Here is a 17,112-nt window from a genome sequence, read left to right as displayed (position 1 = left end):
GGTGGTCTGGGAGGAACGTCCCACCGAGGGCCGGAGGTTCCTGCTGGAGCCGGAGGTTCCTGGAGGTTCCCGGAGATCCTGGACTTCTCCCTGTTCATGGCCCCGTAAACCCGGGCGCACTCCGGGACCGTCCCCGGAGACAATGGACCCGTGCGCTACCGCATCCTCGGCACCACCCAGGCACTCCGTCCCGACGGCACCTCCGTCCCGGTCGGCGGGGCACGGCTGCGCGCCCTGCTGACCGTGTTCGCGCTGCGGCCCGGCCGGACCGTGCCCGCGGGCGTCCTGGTGGAGGAGGTGTGGAACGGGGACGCGCCCGCCGACGCGCCGGGTGCGCTCCAGGCACTGGTCGGCCGGCTGCGCCGCGCGCTCGGCCCGGACGCGATCGCCTCCGCCGAGGGCGGCTACCGGCTGTGCGCCGCGCCGGACGACATCGACCTGCACCGGTTCGGGCGGCTGGCCGACGAGGGCAAGCGCGCGCTGGCCGACGGCGACCCCGCCAAGGCCGCCGTCGTCCTCGACGACGCCCTCGCCCTGTGGCACGGCCCCGCCCTCGCCGACCTCCCCGACCGCACCGCCGAGGCAGCCCGCTGGGAGACCCGCCGCCTGGACACGCGCCGCGCCCGTCTCACCGCTGCCCTGGCCCTGGGCGCCGCGGAACAGTCCCTCCCCGAACTGACCGCCCTGTGCGACAGCCACCCCCTCGACGAGCCCCTCCAGGCCCTCCGCCTGCGCGCCCTCAGAGCCGCGGGCCGCCCCGCCCAGGCCCTGGCCGCCTACGAGGACGTACGCACCCTCCTGGCAGACCGCCTCGGCGCGGACCCGGGCCCCGAACTGCGGTCCCTGCACGCGGAGTTGCTGAGACCGGACGACATATCGCGCGGCCCCGGTGCGCGTGGCGCGGCTGGCCTTGGCATGCATGGCCCGGCTGGCCCTGGCAAGCACGGTTCGCGTGGCGCGGGCGGTCCATCCGGCGCTGGTACGCGTGGCCCGGCCTGCTCCGGTGTGGATCGCTCGGGGGGTCCCGGGGGGCATCGCTCGGCCGGCCCCGGCCCTGACGGCACAGGCGAGGCCTCCGCCTCATCCGACGCCTCTGGCTCGGGTGCGGGCTCCCCGCCGGGCGGCTCCGGCGGGGGCACCGTGTACATCGGTGACGACGGGGTCTCCGCCCCGTTCGGCCCGGGCACGACCCCTGCGCCGGGTGGGTCGGAGGCGCACGCTTTCTCCGCCGGACCGGGGGCTCCGGCCCGCCAGGGAGAGGACTCCGCACCGGGCGCCCCGCGCCACCCGGACCACACTGCCGCCGGGGCCGCCGGGCCGGTGGTGGCCTCCGGCACGGCGGACCGTGTCGAGGCTCAGGCCGCGTCGGCCCCGCAGCCCTGGCCCGCCACCCCTCACCCCTTGCCCCCGGGCAACCTCCGCGCCCGCCTCACCTCCTTCGTCGGTCGGGAGGCCGACATCGAGGCCATCCGGGGTGACCTCGCCGCCGCTCGGCTCGTGACCCTGCTCGGGCCCGGTGGGGCAGGCAAGACGCGGCTGTCGCAGGAGGCCGCCGAGGCTGTGCGGGACGCGGCGCGGGACGGTGGGCGGGATCGGGCCGCGGACGGGGTGTGGCTGGCCGAACTCGCTCCCGTCGTCGACCCGGACGCCGTACCGGAGGCCGTGCTCACCGCCGTCGGCGCGCGCGAGACCGTCCTGCGCGGGGCCGGCGCCGAGGAACTGCGCGTCGCCTCCGCGGACCGCCACGACGACCCCCTCGTACGCCTCGTCGAGCACTGCGCGAACCGGCGGATGCTGATCCTCCTCGACAACTGCGAGCACGTCGTCGATGCCGCCGCGCGGCTCGTCGCGGAGCTGCTGGTGCGCTGCCCGGGAGTCACCGTGCTCGCCACCAGTCGTGAACCCCTGGGCGTACCTGGGGAGTTGGTACGTCCCGTCGAACCGCTGCCCGAGCCCGTCGCGCTACGGCTGCTCGCCGACCGAGGGGCCGCCGCCCGGCCAGGGTTCCGCGTCGAGGACGATCCGGCGGCCGCCGCCGAGATCTGTCGGCGGCTCGACGGGCTGCCGCTCGCCATCGAACTGGCCGCCGCCCGGCTGCGGATGCTGTCGCTGCGGCAGATCGCCGACCGGCTCGACGACCGTTTCCGGCTGCTGATCTCCGGCAGCCGTACCGTCCTGCCCCGCCAGCAGACCCTGCGGGCCGTCGTCGACTGGTCCTGGGACCTGCTCGACGAGGACGAACGGGACGTCCTGCGGCGGCTGTCCGTCTTCGCGGGCGGCTGCGACCTCGCCGCCGCCGAGGCCGTGTGCGGTCCCGTCGCCCTCGAAGCGCTCGGCTCGCTCGTCGACAAGTCCCTTGTCGTGGCCGCCCCTTCGGGCGAGAGCGGCGGAATGCGGTATCGGCTCCTGGAGACCGTCGCGGAGTACGCCGGTACGCGCCTCGACGAGTCCGGCGACCGCCCCGAGGCCGAGCGCGCGCACCTCACGTACTACCGCGAACTCGCCCGCGTCACCGACTCGTTGCTGCGCGGCTCCGGCCAGCGCGCCGCCCTCGACGTGTTCCAGGAGGAGAGCGAGAACATCCGTGCCGCCCTCCGGCACGCCGTCGTCACCCGCGACGAACAGGAGGCGCTCTGCCTCGTCCTGTCGATCGCCTGGTACTGGCAGATGCGCGATCTGCGGCTCGCCGCCCGCAACTGGTCCCGCGAGGTCATGAACCTCGGCCCCGACCCCTTCGCCCTCCCGGTCCGCCCGGCACCGCCCCTCTGGGAGCGCTGCACGGACACTCCACCGCCCTGGCGCGACGACGTGCTCGACGAGGCCCGGCGCGGCGTCCACCTCGTCCATCTCGCCTGTATGGACATCGAGTTGGATGCCTGGCAGACACCCGAGGCCAAACAGAAACTGGACGCCATCAGCCGCGTCTACGAACCCGGCGCCCCCCAGACGTGCCGCTACCCCGGCCTCCTCTGGTTCTACGCCGTCATGCTCACCCGCGACATGGACCGGATCCGGGTCATCGTCGACGAGTCCGTGCGCACCTGCCGCGACGCGGCCCCCCGCTTCGAGTGGGAACTCGCCGCCTGTCTCCAGACGCGCGCCAACGTCCTCGCCAACCGCAGCGACTGGGCCGGCGACGCGACCCGTGACGCCGACGAGGCCCTGGAGATCTTCCGCCGCCTCGGCGACGACTGGGGCGCCGCCGAAGCGCTCTCCGCGCGCGGCGAGGCCCACGAGAAGAAGGCCGCGTACGACAGCGCCGCCACCGACTTCGGCGACGCGATGGAACTGGCCGAACAACTCGGCGCCCGCGCCCAGAAGACCGTACTCGCCGCCCGTCTCGGCAACGTGTTCCTGGAGGCCGGCCGGACCGACGAGGGCGAACGGCTTCTGCGCCAGGTGATCAAGGAGGCGGAGGGGATGGTCAACGAGGCCCTGCCCGCCGCCCGGCTCTTCCTCACGGCCTATCTCGGCATCACCGACCGGGTCCCCGAGGCGCGTGAGCAGATCCGGCTGCTGCGCCTGGAGTTCAGAGCCGCCTCGTTCGTCATCTTCGACGCGTTCATCCTCGGCTCGGAGGCCTGGCTGGACGAGGCGGAGGGGCGGCACGAGGAGTCCCTCGCCAAGACCAGGGAGGCGCTGGCCCGGGCCGACGACGCGCTGTCCCGCAACATCGCCCCCCAACTGCAGGCCTCCTTCCTGACCACCGGCGCCGTGGCCCTCGCGGGTCTCGACGGAGGCAGCCACGCCCACGACGCCGCCCGCTGCCTGGGCGCCGCCGACGCCCTGCTGCCGCCCGGCCACATCCCCGGGCACATGGAGCGCGAGGTCCGCACCCGCGCCGTCCGCGCGGTCCGTGGCCTGCTCACCGACGAGGAGTACGAGGCGGCGTACGAGGAGGGCGGCCGACTCTCCGCGGAGGAGGCGACCGCCCTCATCTGAGGCACGTATCAGGCGCTGTCAGCTCTTCGTATCTTCATATCTCTCAGCTCTTCGTGCGGAACTTGTGGATCGCGACCGGTGCCATCACCGCCGTGATCGCCACCGACCAGGCGATGGTCACCCACAGGTCGTGCGCCACCGGGCCGCCCACCATCAGTCCGCGCGCCGCGTCCGCGAGCGTGGACAGCGGGTTGTAGTCGGTGAACGCCTGGAGCCAGCCCGGCATCGACTGCGTCGGCGCGAAGATCGACGAACCGAACTGCAGCGGGAACAGCACCAGGAACCCCATCGCCTGTACGGACTGTGCGCTCTTCATGACCACGCCCAGGGTGAGGAACACCCACATGATCGACGAGGCGAACAGCGTGGACAGGGCCACGGCCGCGAACAGCCCCGGCCAGTGGTTGATGTCGAAGCCGACCAGGACGGCCACGATCATCAGCACGGCGGTCGCGAACAGCATCCGGATCAGCTCGACCGAGATCTTCGCGAACAGCACCGAGCCGCGCCCGATCGGCAGGGACCGGAAGCGGTCCATGACACCGGAGTTGAAGTCCTGGCAGAACCCGGTGCCGACGCCCTGCGACAGCGTCATGCTCATCATCGCGATCATGCCGGGTATCACGTACTGCACATACCCGTCCTGCCCGCCGCCCAGGGCCTGCCCGATCGAGCCGCCGAAGACGAACACGAACAGCAGGGTGAAGATGATCGGCATCAGCACGGCGTCGGCCATGGACTCCGGGTCCTGCCGGATCCACAGCAGATTGCGGCGGACGAGGGCGCCGGTGTGCCGCAGATGGGCCCGCAGCGGAATACGCCCGTCGGCCTTGCTGCGGGAATCCATGTCGATCTCATGCTCATTGACGGTCGCGGTCGCGGCGCTCATACGGCGACCTCCTCTCGGGTGTCGGCGGGCGTGGCGTCGTCGTCCAGCGGGGCGGTGGCACGGTGGCCGGTGAGGGACAGGAACACCTCGTCCAGGCTGGGCAGTTCGGTGCTGATCGAGGAGATGGTGATACCGCGCGCGACGACCGCGCCGGTCACCGCGGTCAGCTGCTCGTCGCTCAGGATCGGCACCAGGACGCTGCCGCTCGCGGTGTCCACGGCGGTGGTGGCGAGGCCGGTGATGCCGAGGTCGTCGAGGTCGCGGGCGAGCGGGCGCAGTTGCAGCGGGTCGGCGGGCCGGATCCGCAGGGTACGGCCGCCGACCTTCGCCTTCAGCTCGTCGATGGCACCGCCGGCGACGACCTTCCCCCGGTCGATGACGGCCAGTTCGGAGGCGAGCTGTTCGGCCTCCTCCATGTACTGGGTGGTGAGCAGCACGGTCACGCCGTCGCCGACCATGCGCTTGACCTCGGCCCAGACCTCGTTGCGGGTCCGGGGATCGAGTCCGGTGGTGGGTTCGTCGAGGAACAGGACGACGGGCCGACCGATCATCGAGGCGGCCAGATCCAGCCGCCGCCGCATACCGCCGGAGTAGGTGCTCGCGGGCCGCTTGGCGGCGTCGGTGAGCGAGAACCGCTCCAGGAGTTCGTCGGCCCGGGTACGGGCGTCCTTCCGTGACAGATCAAGCAGCCGCCCGATCATGTACAGGTTCTCCCAGCCCGGGAGCTTCTCGTCCACGGAGGCGTACTGTCCGGTGAGTCCGATGACCCGCCGCAGCTGCCGGGGCTGGCGCAGGACGTCGTACCCGGCGACGGTCGCGTGTCCCGAGGTCGGCTGCAGCAGGGTGGACAGGATGCGTACGAGGGTGGTCTTGCCGGCGCCGTTGGGCCCGAGCACCCCGAGCACGGTGCCCTCCCGGACGTCCAGGTCGACACCGTCCAGAGCCTTGGTCTCGCCGTAGTGCTTGACCAGCCCCCGCACGGAAACGGCATGCTCGGCCCCGTCGGCGGGGTGATTGTCGATTCGCGTCATGCCCTCAACCTGACACCCCCCACCGACAAACCACCTACAGACCACCGACAGCCACCCAGTGGCGCCACCGGGCTGTCGGCCACGTGCACAGATGAATCACCGCCGACTGGGCAGTCGTCCCGAAGTACCGGCCCCAGAACCGCGAAGGGAGATCGATGGAGAGTCGCAGAGAAGAGCGGGAACAAGAAGGAGAACAAGAAGGAGAACAAGAAGGGCGGGCGCCCAAGCGCAAGGTGCTCGACCTGACTGTTGTGCAGGTGGTGGCGAGTGCTCTCGCGACCGTGGTGGGCGCGGTGCTCGCGTCCCTGCTGGGGGTGACCGGGACGATCATCGGCGCCGCTGTGGTCAGCACCAGCGCGACCACCGGCGCGGCGGTCTTCTCACACGCCTTCCGGAGGACGGGCGAGGGGATCCGTAGCCGGGTGCCGCCGCGGACGCCGCTGGAGGAGCGGGCGGCACAGCGCGCGGACGCCCGGGCGGCGTTCGGGCCACCGGGAAGTGCCACGGCTGCTGACGCGATGCCGCCCTCCGGGCCCGACAGCCCGGGTGGCGGGCCCGGCGGGACAACGGCCGTCTCCGCGCCCTCTGAAGGCGAGTCGGTCACCACCTACCGCGGGGGTTCCCTCCGCGGCTCCATCGGTTGGAAGAGATACGCCTTGGCCACGGGCCTGGTGTTCGCCCTGGCGATGATCACGGTGACCACGGTGGAGCTGATCGCGGGCAAGCCGGTGGCGGCCGTGGTCAAGGGCGAGCCGGGCAGGGGAACCTCGGTGGGCGGTGGCACGGCCGGTACCCCCGCTCCCGCCGGTAGCCGGACACCCACCACGGACGCGTCCAGCGGTACGGCACCGGCGACGGACAGTTCGTCCGCACCGGACGCGAGCGAGGCGCCGGACGCGAGTGAGACGCCGGACGCGAGCGAGGCGCCGGAGACCAGTTCTGATCCCGTCCCCAGCTCCGCTTCCACCACCGACCCGAGCTCCGGTACCGGCGGTTCGGTGTCGTCCGTACCGTCCAGCGGCGACGCCGTGACCGGTTCCGACGCGACCGATGACTGAGCGGTCGGGGTCCGGACGACGAGCCGCCGGCTCTGAGGTGGCGAGAAACAAAAGGCGCAGCCCGCCGATGGGGGAAGTCGGCGGGCTGCATTCGTGCCGCAGTGGCTCTGTGGGTCCGTGAACCCGGTGGTCGGTCAGCGGACGGTCAGTGGACGGAGTGCTCCTCCAGCGGGAACGTTCCGCCCGTCACATCCTCCGCGAACGCCTTCGCCGCGTTCCCCATCACCTCACGCAGATTCGCGTACTGCTTGACGAACTTCGGCACCCGCCCCCCGGTCAACCCGAGCATGTCCGTCCAGACCAACACCTGCGCGTCCGTCTCGGCCCCCGCCCCGATACCGACCGTAGGGATGTGCAGAGTCCGCGTCACCTCCGCGGCCAACTCCGCCGGCACCAGCTCAAGGACCACCGCGAACGCCCCCGCGTCCTGGACCGCCTTCGCGTCCCGCAGCAACTGCTGGGCCGCCTCCTCACCACGCCCCTGCACCCGATACCCCATGGAGTTCACCGACTGGGGCGTCAGCCCGATGTGGGCCATCACCGGAATCCCGGACTCGACCAGCAGCTCGATCTGGCGGTGCGAGCGCTCGCCGCCCTCCAGCTTGACGGCCCCGACCCCCGCCTCCTTCACCAGCCGGGTCGCCGAGCGCAGCGCCTGCACCGGCCCCTCCTGGTAGGACCCGAAGGGCAGGTCGCCGACGATCAGGGCCCGACTCGTGCCCCGTACGACGGCGGCGGACAGCATGGTCATCTCGTCGAGGGTGACGGGCACGGTCGTCTCGTACCCGAGGTGACAGTTGCCCGCCGAGTCGCCGACCAGCATGACCGGGATCCCGGCCTCGTCGAAGACGGACGCGGTCATCGCGTCGTACGCGGTGAGCATGGGCCACTTCTCGCCGCGCTCCTTGGCGGCGCTGATGTCGCGGACCGTGATGCGGCGTGTGCCCTTGCCTCCGTACAGCGCGTTGGTGCTGCCGGCGGAGGTCTGGTGGGCAGCCTGAAGCTGCGTCATGGCAACGGCTCCTTCAATCATCTCGAGGCGCCCTGACGGCGTCCCCGGATCACCACCCATGGTGGCACCTCGCGTCGGGGATCGGCTAGTGGTCGCCGACAGGGCCCCCTGTGCGGAAAATCTCGCGCCACCCACCCCCGCCTTGCACCGCACGCTCCCCATGCTTAAGGTCTCGGTAAAGACTTTCGATACGAGACGGTCTCGTATCGAAATGAGCCTAGGGTGGCAGCCATGACGACTTCTGCCGGCCCGTCCGCCCTCGGCCCACGGATTCCCGAGACCGTGCACCGCAGACGCTGGGTCATCCTCGGCGTGCTCATGCTCAGCCTGTTGATCGTGGTCCTCGACAACTCCATCCTCAACGTCGCGATCAAGACCATCTCCACCCCCGCCCCGACCGGTCTGGGCGCCACCCAGAGCGAGCTGGAGTGGGCGATCAACGCCTACACCCTCGTCTTCGCGGGGCTCCTGTTCTCCGCCGGCATCCTCGGCGACCGCCTCGGCCGCAAGAAGGTGCTCCTCGGCGGACTCGCCGTCTTCGGCCTCGGCTCCGCCCTCGCCGCCTTCGCCGGCTCGCCCACCCAGCTCATCGCCTTCCGGGCCGTGATGGGCCTCGGCGCGGCCTTCGTGATGCCCGCCACCCTCGCCGTCCTCATGAACGTCTTCGAGCGCGAGGAACAGCCCAAGGCCATCGGCATCTGGGCCGGCGGTGTCGGACTCGCCATCGCCATCGGGCCGATCACCGGGGGCCTACTCCTCGACCACTTCTGGTGGGGGTCCGTCTTCCTCATCAACGTACCGATCGTGATCATCGCGCTGGTGCTGATGACCGTCCTGGTGCCCGACTCCCGCGACCCGAAGCCGGGCCGGATCGACCCCGTCGGGGTCGTGCTGTCCGTCGTGGGTCTGGTCCTCCTGGTCTACGGCATCATCAAGGGCGGCCAGCTCGCCGACTTCACCGACCCGCAGGTGCTGGCGACCATCGGCGCCGGTCTCGCCGTACTCGTCGGCTTCGTGCTGTTCGAGAAGCGCAGCGACCATCCGTCGATCGACGTGACGTACTTCCGCGACAAGACCTTCTCGGCCGCGATGTCCGTCATCGCGCTCGTGTTCTTCGCGCTGATGGGCGTGACCTTCTTCTCGGTCTTCTACACCCAGAGCGTGCGCGGCTACTCGCCCCTCCAGACCGGCCTGCTGATGCTGCCGCTGGCCGCCGCGCAGCTGATCTTCGCGCCGCGCGCCCGGCTCGCCGTCGACCGCTTCGGCAACCGGGCCACGACCACCGCCGCGATGCTCTTGATCGCCGCGACCCTGGCCGCGTTCGCCTCCTTCGAGGCCGACACGCCGATCTGGGTCCTTGAGGTCGTCTTCTTCCTCATGGGCACCGGCATGGCGCACATCATGACGCCGACCAGCGTCGTCATCATGCAGTCCCTGCCCCGCGAGAAGGCCGGCTCCGCCTCCGCGCTCAGCAACACGTTCCGCCAGGTCGGCGGCGCGCTCGGGATCGCCGTACTGGGCTCGGTCCTCTCGGCGGCCTACCGCAGCGGCATCGAGGACAAGCTCGGCGCGCTGCCCGCCGGCGTACGGCACACCGCGGGCGAGTCCATCGAGGCCACCCTCGGCGTCGCCGCGAAGCTCGGCCCGAAGGGCGAGGCGCTCGTCGGCCCCGCCAACGACGCGTTCCTGCACGCGATGCACATCACCGCGCTGTGCGGCGCGGGCGTCGCCGTCCTGGGCGCCCTGGTCGTCGCCCTGTGCCTGCCGGGCCGCCCGGCTGCGCCCCAAGAGGGCGAGGAGAAGGCGCAGTTGGTGTCCACAGATCACTGAGAAGCCGATCACCGGAGAGAATCGAACGCAGGACGTACGACGTACGACGCATGACGCACGACGAGGAAGGGAAGAGGGCGCGTGAACCTCGCGGACGGCTCGGCCGACCGACCCCCCACGGGCAGTCCCCCTGCCGGGGGGACCCCTGCGGGCAGCTCTCCTGCCGGGAGGGCCCCTACGGGCAGCCTCCCCACCGGGAGGCCCCGCACGGGTACGCCCCCCACGGGTGGCACCCCCGCCGGCCGCCCCCCGACGGGCGGAACCACCCCCCGCCCCACCGCCGGAGGCACCCGTGGCCGCCCCCGGAGCGAAGCCGTGGAACGCTCCATCATCGAGGGCGTGATGCAGCTCCTGGAGGAGGGCGTGCCGCTCGCGGACATCTCCATCGAGCGGGTGGCCCGTACCGCCGGTGTCGGCAAGGCCACCATCTACCGCCGCTGGCCGGGCAAGGAGGAGCTGTTCGTCGACGTCATGCGCGCCATGGAGCCCCCGGACCCGATCCTGCCCGGCACGTCGATGCGCGACGACCTGGTCGTCCTGCTGGAGGCGCTGCGTCGGCGCGGACTGGCCAACCGGTCCTCGGCGTTCCTGCACAACGTCCACGCCCAGATGAAGAGCAGCCCCAAGCTCTGGGCCGCCTACCACGCCACGGTCGTCGAACCGCGCCGCCGCCTCGGCGACGAACTCCTGCGCCGCGGCCAGCGCAACGGCGAGCTGCGCGCGGACCTCGACGTCACCCTGCTGAACGACCTCTTCGTCGGCCCCATGCTCCTGCGCGCCGTACTGCGCCTCGACGCGGACCTGCCGGAGGGCCTGGCGGAGCAGATCGTCGACACGCTGCTGGAAGGTCTGCGGCCAGCCGCCCCGTAACCGGGGAATTCGTACGTCTGTCGGGGTGCCAGGCGGACGACTGTGCGTGTTTCGTCACAGAGAGCGCTATCCGGCACAGTGACCGGAACTGGTCGCGCCGACTTGTTCGTCATCGTCCCCGTACGGCCGTCATGGGACGGCGAGAACGGAACCGATCATCCCCTAGGGTCTTAGTCGCGGGGACGGACGGGATGCACGGCAGGTTGTGAGGCGACGGTATGGCCCAGCAGGCGTACATGACGGAGACGGACAACGGAGGCTCGGGACCCGAGCGCCGGGGACCCCGGCTTCGGCGCCTGATGAGCCGTCTGACGGCCGGCTGGCGGGGCGATCCGAGAATCTGGCGCCGGGGCATCGTCACGGCCGTGGTGGCCCTGCTGCTGGCCCTCGTGATGGTGCTGCACGCGCAGATCCCCAACCGGATCGGCAACCTGGGCAGCCTCTCCGAGACGTTCCTGCCCTGGTTCGGCATCGTCCTCGTACCGCTGCTGCTGATCGTCGGGCTGATCCGGCGCTCGGCGACCGCGCTGATCGCGGTGCTGGTGCCGACGGCGGTGTGGTTCAACCTCTTCGGCGGGCTGCTCGGCAGCAACGCCGGTACGGGCGGCAATCTGACGGTGGCCACCCACAACGTCAACGCGGAGAACCCGGACCCGTCCGGCACGGCCCGCGAGGTGGCGGGCTCCGGCGCCGACGTCGTCGCCCTGGAGGAACTGACGGAGACGGCGGTCCCGACGTACGAGAAGGCCCTCGCGTCGACGTACAAGTACCACTCGGTGCAGGGCACGGTCGGCCTGTGGAGCAAGTACCCGATCAGCGCCTCCCGGCCCGTGGACATCAAGCTGGGCTGGACGCGTGCGATGCGCGCCACCGTGGCGACACCGGAGGGGCCGGTCGCGGTGTACGTCGCCCATCTCCCGTCGGTACGCGTGAAGATGGAGGCCGGCTTCACGGCCCGCCAGCGCGACCGGAGCGCGAACGCGCTCGGCGAGGCGCTCTCCGACGAGAAGCTGACCCGCAAGATCCTGCTCGGCGACCTCAACGGCACGATGAACGACCGCGCGCTGAACGCCGTCACGGCGCAGATGCGCTCGACGCAGGGCGCGTCGGGCAGCGGCTTCGGGTTCAGCTGGCCGGCGTCGTTCCCGATGGCGCGGATCGACCAGATCATGGTGCAGGGCGTGGAACCGGTCAGCTCCTGGTCGCTGCCGCGCACGGCGAGCGATCATCTGCCGATCGCGGCGAGGGTGAAGATTCCGGATTCGGCAACGGGCTCGTAACCAGCAGGAACCCCCGGGGAATACTGGGCGTGGCAGCCTTTGTTCCGTACTTGAACATAAGCTGTACGGACCTCAGCCCGCCCCACCCCCCGAAAGGCCGCTCTCTCTATGTCCCGGCGCACGCCGACCCTGGCCCTGCTAGCCCTCGCCGTAGGCGCATTCGGCATCGGTACGACCGAGTTCGTGATGATGGGCCTGCTGCCCGACGTCGCCGACGACCTGGGTATCTCGATCCCGTCCGCCGGCCACCTGGTCTCGGCGTACGCGCTGGGCGTGGTGATAGGCGCCCCGCTGCTGGCGGCGGCAACGGCCCGCATGTCCCGCCGCAAGCTCCTGATAGGCCTGATGGCGCTGTTCGTAGCAGGCAACGCGCTGTCGGCGTTCGCCCCGACCTACGACTACTTGCTGGCGGCCCGTTTCCTGAGCGGACTGCCGCACGGCGCGTTCTTCGGCGTGGGCGCGGTGGTGGCCACGACGATGGTGGCCCCCGAACGCAAGGCCCGCTCGGTCTCCCTGATGTTCCTGGGCCTGACGGTCGCGAACGTGGTCGGCGTCCCCGTGGCGACGGCGATGGGCCAGCAGCTGGGCTGGCGGGCGACCTTCCTCGGCGTGAGCGTGATCGGCGTGGCGGCGATCGCAGCACTGGCGCTGCTGATCCCGCAGACCCGGACGGAAGCACCGGTGGCGGGCCTGCGCGGCGAACTGGCCGCCCTGCGATCGCTCCCGGTGTGGCTGGCCCTGGGCACGACGGTGGCGGGCTTCGGCGCACTGTTCTCGGCGTACAGCTACATCACGCCTATGCTGACGGACTCCGCGGGCTACAAGGACTCCAGCGTGACGGTGCTGCTGGCCCTCTTCGGGGTCGGCGCGACGATAGGCAACCTGCTCGGCGGCCGCCTGGCGGACCACGCGATGCGACGCACCCTCTTCGGCGGCCTGGTCTCCCTGATCGCGGTCCTGGCCGCGTTCCCCCTCCTGATGACCACGACGTGGACCGCGGCCCTGGCGGTCGTCCTGCTGGGCGCGGCGGCATTCGTCACGGGCACACCCCTCAACCTGATGGTCATGGAACGGGCCTCGACGGCCCCGTCCCTGGCCTCCTCGGCGAACCAGGCGGCGTTCAACCTGGCGAACGCGGGCGGGGCGTGGGTCGGGGGCTTGGCGCTTGCGGCGGGCTTCGGGGTGACATCGCCGGCGCTGGTCGGTGCGGGGCTGGCTGTGCTGGGGCTGGGCGTGGCGGGGGTGGCGTACGTGGTGGACCGGCGCGGGACGACTCCGTCGGTAGGGCGGGAGCGGCTGGTGGCGTCGCATGTGCCTTCGCGGGCGGAGAAGGTGCACCACTGAGGGGGTCTTTCCCACCCGCCCACCCGTTTCCAGTCTGTCTGCCGGGCGCCGTCGAACCCCTCGACGGCGCCCGGCATTTTGAGCTCGCCCGGCGTATCGAGGCGTGGAAGCGGTTGGATGCCGCTGTGAGCGATTACTGGACACCCGCCCATCACGCAGTCGAGCACGAGGACGCGGAGACCCTGGCGCGGTTGCTGGCCGACGGCTCCGACCCGGACGAGGTCTTCGGCGACATGACTCTGCTGACGCATGCGATCGACGTCGAGGGCGACGGTTCCCTGCAGAGCGGCCGGCCGCTGACTGTGCATACGACCGCAGTCCTGCTGGCCTTCGGAGCCGATTCGAAGCTGACCGATCCAGCCGGTCGCAGCCCCCTGGACATGGCCGAGCACTACGGCCACGCCCTGGCGGTGAAGTTGCTGCGGGCCCACATCGGCGGCCGATGAGTTTCCCCGCGCCCCGGAGTCAATCAAGGTAGAACCGAACCAGCTGAGAACCAGCCACGGGGACACCCCCGACACGTACCCAGGAGACCCGAGATGCGCACCCTGATCAGCACCGCCTTCGTCTCGCTCGACGGAGTCGTGGAGGCCCCGGGCGGCGAGCCCGGCTACCGGAACTCCGGCTGGACCTTCAAGGACATCGAGTTCCTGCCGGAGGCGTACGAACTCAAGGGCCGGGAGCAGAAGGAAGCCGCCGCGATGATGCTGGGCCGCGTCAGCTACGAGGCGTTCAGCCCGGTCTGGCCTGCCATGGAGGACTTCGCGGACTACAAGGTGATGCCGAAGTACGTCGTCTCCACGACCCTCACCGAGGCCGACCTGGTCCCGAACTGGGGCGAGACCACGATCCTGCGCTCGCTGGACGACGTGGCCGCCCTGAAGGAGACAGAGGGCGGCCCGATCATCATCCACGGCAGTGCCACCCTCACCCGCGACCTCTCGGACGCCGGCCTCATCGACCGGTACCACCTGCTGGTGTTCCCGCTGCTGCTCGGCGCGGGCAAGCGCCTGTTCAGCGATACGGACAAGGATGCCCAGAAGCTGAGGCTCGTCGAGTCCGAGGTGTACGCCAACGGCCTGCAGAAGAACGTGTTCGACGTCGTCCGCTGACGCCGTCTCCGCCTTGTCGCCCGGTGAGAGTGCCGTACGCGTGTACCTGTCCTCAGCTTTCACTCGCTCCGTTCACCGGGACCGGACTCAGGCGGTGGCAACAGCACGTGCACACCAGATAACGCAGTCCAGGAACACCGCTCTCCCGGGGCTTCGCGTCCTGGCACTGGCCGTGGGTGCCGATGGTGCAGAGGCTGGACACGTACGGGGGTTCCGGAGGCCACGCCGGCTCGGGGGCGTGGGTCATTCGTCCATCCCTCTGCCAGTGTTGGTCATGGGGTAGAGCGGGATGACGTTCCATGTGCCGCCCCAGGGGTCCCGGTGATCCCCGTCGTGCCCGTGGGGGAGGACGCATGCGCCCACCTCGCTGAGGATCGGGGCGCCGTACAACAGGGAAGCGCGGACCTTCCCGCACCGGGCTGTGTTCGTTGTCGGCTGCGTCATCGGTCGCCTCCGGCGTAGGCATGACGGTAGCTCGCCCAGAGTTCCCGCCCGCTCTCGCAGCCATCCTGTGCCTTGCGCACGCTCTTGCAGCCGTCGACGCACTTGCGGGTGTGCTCGTGCCACAGGCGGTAGGCGCGCAGCATGGGCAACTCTGCCTGCCGCACGGCTGCACTGACCCTCGCGCCGGTCATCGGACGCCACCTCCGGCCCCGGCCGGGACCGTTTGGAGGTTTTGGGTGCCGAGGTCGAGGCGGGAGTAGGCCGCCGGCATTGGCATGCGCTGCCTCCTCCACCGCATCGCGAGTTCCTGGACCGTCCAGTAGGGCCGTACACGGGCCGTACGGGGAGTCGTGTCTGTCTCCGGTACCGAATCGAGGAGCGCAGGCAGGTACGGCCGGGAAAGGCGGGACTGGGAACCGTCCAGCGGCTCTCGATCGGTGCTGTACGGCGACCTGCGCTGAGCAGGAATTCGCACCACCAGGCGCACGTGATCGTGTGCGTCTGTTCTGTTCATGGGCCTCCGAGTTGTCGTCAGTGTCTTCCGACGCGCACCGGTCGCGGGCAGCAGTCGGGTGAGGACCCAAAGGGCCAGGACCAGCACGAGCCAGTGCAGCGCAGCAGCGCTACGCTCGGCCATGTTCATCAACTCCAGTTCAGTTGGTGGGCCGCGCCCCCGGACGTTCGCGCGTCGCGGGGGTACTTGCCGTTCACCTGACCAGCGTTGGCCCTCTGATCGTTCTTCGGGAGTTGACCAGTGTTGACAGTTACTCTGGGAGCACAGGTCAACACCCAGGATCACGTGAAGGGGACCTCATGGCCGCCGAGTTCGGGCCCCGCCTTCGGGCGCTCCTGGCCGACAAGGGTGTGAGCATGCGCGCCGCCGCACGCTCCCTCAACTACGACGTGGCCTATCTGTCCCGTGTCATCAACGGCAGGCAGCAACCTTCAGGACAGTTGGCCATGGCGTTAGACGAACTACTTGGCACCGATGGGGAGTTGCTGTCACTGGCAGTACCCGGCGTGCCATCTCCCGCCCCCGAGCACCTTCCCGGGCCGGACTCGGAGATCGCGCGCATGAGAACCAGCGCGGCCTGTCTGTTGGATCATGCCGACCGGCACGGAGGGGATACCGTCGCTCCCGTGGCCGTCCAAGTATGGCAGTCGGCGCAGCGAAAGCTCGACTCAGGAGAGATCCCCGAAAAGGACCAGATTCGCTATCTCTCGGCCGTCTCAGAAGCAGCTGAAGTAGCGGGATGGCTGCTCTTCGACGCCGGTAAGTTTGACTCGGCGCGTGCCGCATTCCTTGAATCGCACATGCTTGCCCGGCATGCCCGGGATCGAAAAATGGAGTGGTTCGCGCTCGATATGCTTGCCATGGTGGATATCGAGTGCTGCCGCCCTGGCGAAACACGGAGAGTGGCTGAAGAAATCCTGTCGCAGCGACGCACCCCGCCGCGAGTCGCACTCTTGGCGCGGGTGAGGCGCGGCAGGGCTCTCGCTCAAATGGGCGACCGCGAACGTGCGCTTTCTGACTTCGACGCAGCGAGAGGCGGGCTCGAGGAGTCCCTCACCGCATGTGATCCTGAATGGGCGTGGTGGGTGAACAGCTGTGAAGTGACTGGTCATTCAGGTCAGGCTCTTCTGAGCCTGGGCAATTCCGATGCAGCTGTTTCAGATTTCCAATCGATCCTCCAATATGCGACTCCTCGAGGCGTCATGCTCTATCGGGCTGAACTCCTGCGATGCTATGCCGCGGTCAAGGCGTGGCGTAACGCGGAAGCCGAGCTTGAAGAGATCTCTGCGCTAGTGGATACGATCAACTCGGGAAGAAATCGGAGGATGGTGCACCAGTCGCTGAAGGCCATCTATCGAGAGTCGGGCGTCCCATCGTTTCTCGCGAATTTGGCCGACGAGACGGGAAATAAACTGCGGGCATTCGAAGCGGCATAGAGCGGGGAAGCGCCCCCACTTATACGGTTGGGAGTGATTTCGTGTACGAATTATGAGGCAGCGGATACTGGAAGAGCAGATGGCGTCCCGCAAAGTGGTGTAGCCGCTCGGCATCGACAGAGCAGCAGGGCCAGACCTTGGCCGACGGGGCACCACAGTACTAACTGGCGCCCCCGCTGAAGCCCCGCCAGTACAGGTTTTCGTCGCCGGCTCCAGTGGCTGGCTGGGATTCGATGCGACGCAGCAGATCGCCAAGAGCGCGGGATGTACTTCGGGTATCCGGGTGCTGCTCACCGAGAAGCCGGATCTGGCCGTCGAGTGCTGCCCGGTATTCGGGTTCCGCTGCTGCC

General features: G+C 70.0%; 14 protein-coding genes. 9 read left to right on the top strand and 5 right to left on the bottom strand.

Translation table 11 applies throughout. The features are described 5' to 3' along the window. Positions 1 to 150: 150 nt before the first annotated feature. Entirely contained in the window at positions 151 to 3,942 is a 3,792-nt protein-coding gene (locus ACFYXF_RS16795; RefSeq protein WP_389350298.1) for a BTAD domain-containing putative transcriptional regulator, read from the top strand. Between the two features lie 43 nt (positions 3,943 to 3,985). Here the strand turns inward: ACFYXF_RS16795 and ACFYXF_RS16790 are convergent, their stop codons facing one another. Continuing rightward, positions 3,986 to 4,831, bottom strand: a complete 846-nt coding sequence (locus tag ACFYXF_RS16790) for an ABC transporter permease (RefSeq protein ID WP_389350297.1) — start codon at positions 4,829 to 4,831, stop codon at positions 3,986 to 3,988. Next, complete coding sequence (locus ACFYXF_RS16785; RefSeq protein WP_389350296.1) at positions 4,828 to 5,862, bottom strand: ATP-binding cassette domain-containing protein; 1,035 nt, start codon at positions 5,860 to 5,862, stop codon at positions 4,828 to 4,830. Before ACFYXF_RS16785 ends, ACFYXF_RS16790 begins: the two co-directional genes overlap by 4 nt. A gap of 155 nt (positions 5,863 to 6,017) precedes the next feature. On the opposite strand from ACFYXF_RS16785, the gene ACFYXF_RS16780 reads away from it, so the two are divergent. Continuing rightward, entirely contained in the window at positions 6,018 to 6,920 is a 903-nt protein-coding gene (locus ACFYXF_RS16780; protein ID WP_389350295.1) for a hypothetical protein, read from the top strand. Between the two features lie 145 nt (positions 6,921 to 7,065). Here ACFYXF_RS16780 and panB read toward each other — a convergent pair whose 3' ends face one another. Continuing rightward, positions 7,066 to 7,932 carry a 3-methyl-2-oxobutanoate hydroxymethyltransferase gene (gene panB, locus ACFYXF_RS16775; RefSeq protein ID WP_389350294.1) on the bottom strand — a complete coding sequence of 289 codons (867 nt, stop codon included), beginning with the start codon at positions 7,930 to 7,932 and terminating at the stop codon, positions 7,066 to 7,068. Positions 7,933 to 8,163: 231 nt separating this feature from the next. On the opposite strand from panB, the gene ACFYXF_RS16770 reads away from it, so the two are divergent. From ACFYXF_RS16770 to ACFYXF_RS16745, 6 genes are all read left to right on the top strand, one after another. Next, a complete protein-coding gene (locus ACFYXF_RS16770) occupies positions 8,164 to 9,762 on the top strand; it encodes an MFS transporter (RefSeq protein WP_389350293.1) in 1,599 nt (532 codons plus the stop codon). A gap of 315 nt (positions 9,763 to 10,077) precedes the next feature. Continuing rightward, positions 10,078 to 10,632, top strand: a complete 555-nt coding sequence (locus tag ACFYXF_RS16765) for a TetR/AcrR family transcriptional regulator (RefSeq protein ID WP_389350292.1) — start codon at positions 10,078 to 10,080, stop codon at positions 10,630 to 10,632. Between the two features lie 299 nt (positions 10,633 to 10,931). Continuing rightward, the gene (locus ACFYXF_RS16760; protein WP_389350373.1) at positions 10,932 to 11,912 is read left to right on the top strand and encodes an endonuclease/exonuclease/phosphatase family protein; all 981 of its coding nucleotides are present in this window, start codon (positions 10,932 to 10,934) and stop codon (positions 11,910 to 11,912) included. Between the two features lie 108 nt (positions 11,913 to 12,020). Next, complete coding sequence (locus tag ACFYXF_RS16755) at positions 12,021 to 13,256, top strand: MFS transporter (protein ID WP_389350291.1); 1,236 nt, start codon at positions 12,021 to 12,023, stop codon at positions 13,254 to 13,256. Positions 13,257 to 13,381: 125 nt separating this feature from the next. Further along, positions 13,382 to 13,702, top strand: coding sequence for an ankyrin repeat domain-containing protein (locus ACFYXF_RS16750; protein ID WP_389350290.1), 321 nt, complete (start codon positions 13,382 to 13,384; stop codon positions 13,700 to 13,702). A 93-nt stretch (positions 13,703 to 13,795) separates the two neighbouring features. Further along, positions 13,796 to 14,368: a dihydrofolate reductase family protein gene (locus ACFYXF_RS16745; protein WP_389350289.1), complete on the top strand. Its 573-nt coding sequence runs from the start codon at positions 13,796 to 13,798 to the stop codon at positions 14,366 to 14,368. Between the two features lie 440 nt (positions 14,369 to 14,808). Here the strand turns inward: ACFYXF_RS16745 and ACFYXF_RS16740 are convergent, their stop codons facing one another. Beyond that, positions 14,809 to 15,003 (bottom strand): hypothetical protein, encoded by a 195-nt coding sequence (locus tag ACFYXF_RS16740; protein ID WP_389350288.1) that lies wholly within the window; start codon positions 15,001 to 15,003, stop codon positions 14,809 to 14,811. Between the two features lie 622 nt (positions 15,004 to 15,625). Here ACFYXF_RS16740 and ACFYXF_RS16735 point away from each other — a divergent pair. Then, positions 15,626 to 16,762 carry a helix-turn-helix domain-containing protein gene (locus ACFYXF_RS16735; protein ID WP_389350287.1) on the top strand — a complete coding sequence of 379 codons (1,137 nt, stop codon included), beginning with the start codon at positions 15,626 to 15,628 and terminating at the stop codon, positions 16,760 to 16,762. A 160-nt stretch (positions 16,763 to 16,922) separates the two neighbouring features. On the opposite strand, the gene ACFYXF_RS16730 is transcribed toward ACFYXF_RS16735, so the two are convergent. Then, the coding region (locus tag ACFYXF_RS16730) for a hypothetical protein (protein WP_389350286.1) at positions 16,923 to 17,112 on the bottom strand (190 nt) is incomplete at its 5' end.

It is taken from the genome of Streptomyces sp. NPDC002680 (genome assembly GCF_042889145.1).
GTDB classification, from domain to species: domain Bacteria; phylum Actinomycetota; class Actinomycetes; order Streptomycetales; family Streptomycetaceae; genus Streptomyces; species Streptomyces adonidis.
The sequence above is the reverse complement of the archived record's forward strand: the minus strand, read 5'-3'. Positions and strand labels throughout refer to the sequence as shown.

Coding starts and splice junctions, on each gene's coding strand:
- ACFYXF_RS16790 (WP_389350297.1), bottom strand. CDS start 4,831: ATGAGCGCCGCGACCGCGACCGTCAATGAGCATGAGATCGACATGGAT.
- ACFYXF_RS16735 (WP_389350287.1), top strand. CDS start 15,626: ATGGCCGCCGAGTTCGGGCCCCGCCTTCGGGCGCTCCTGGCCGACAAG.
- ACFYXF_RS16760 (WP_389350373.1), top strand. CDS start 10,932: ATGAGCCGTCTGACGGCCGGCTGGCGGGGCGATCCGAGAATCTGGCGC.
- panB (WP_389350294.1), bottom strand. CDS start 7,932: ATGACGCAGCTTCAGGCTGCCCACCAGACCTCCGCCGGCAGCACCAAC.
- ACFYXF_RS16780 (WP_389350295.1), top strand. CDS start 6,018: ATGGAGAGTCGCAGAGAAGAGCGGGAACAAGAAGGAGAACAAGAAGGA.
- ACFYXF_RS16770 (WP_389350293.1), top strand. CDS start 8,164: ATGACGACTTCTGCCGGCCCGTCCGCCCTCGGCCCACGGATTCCCGAG.
- ACFYXF_RS16785 (WP_389350296.1), bottom strand. CDS start 5,862: ATGACGCGAATCGACAATCACCCCGCCGACGGGGCCGAGCATGCCGTT.
- ACFYXF_RS16740 (WP_389350288.1), bottom strand. CDS start 15,003: ATGACCGGCGCGAGGGTCAGTGCAGCCGTGCGGCAGGCAGAGTTGCCC.
- ACFYXF_RS16745 (WP_389350289.1), top strand. CDS start 13,796: ATGCGCACCCTGATCAGCACCGCCTTCGTCTCGCTCGACGGAGTCGTG.
- ACFYXF_RS16755 (WP_389350291.1), top strand. CDS start 12,021: ATGTCCCGGCGCACGCCGACCCTGGCCCTGCTAGCCCTCGCCGTAGGC.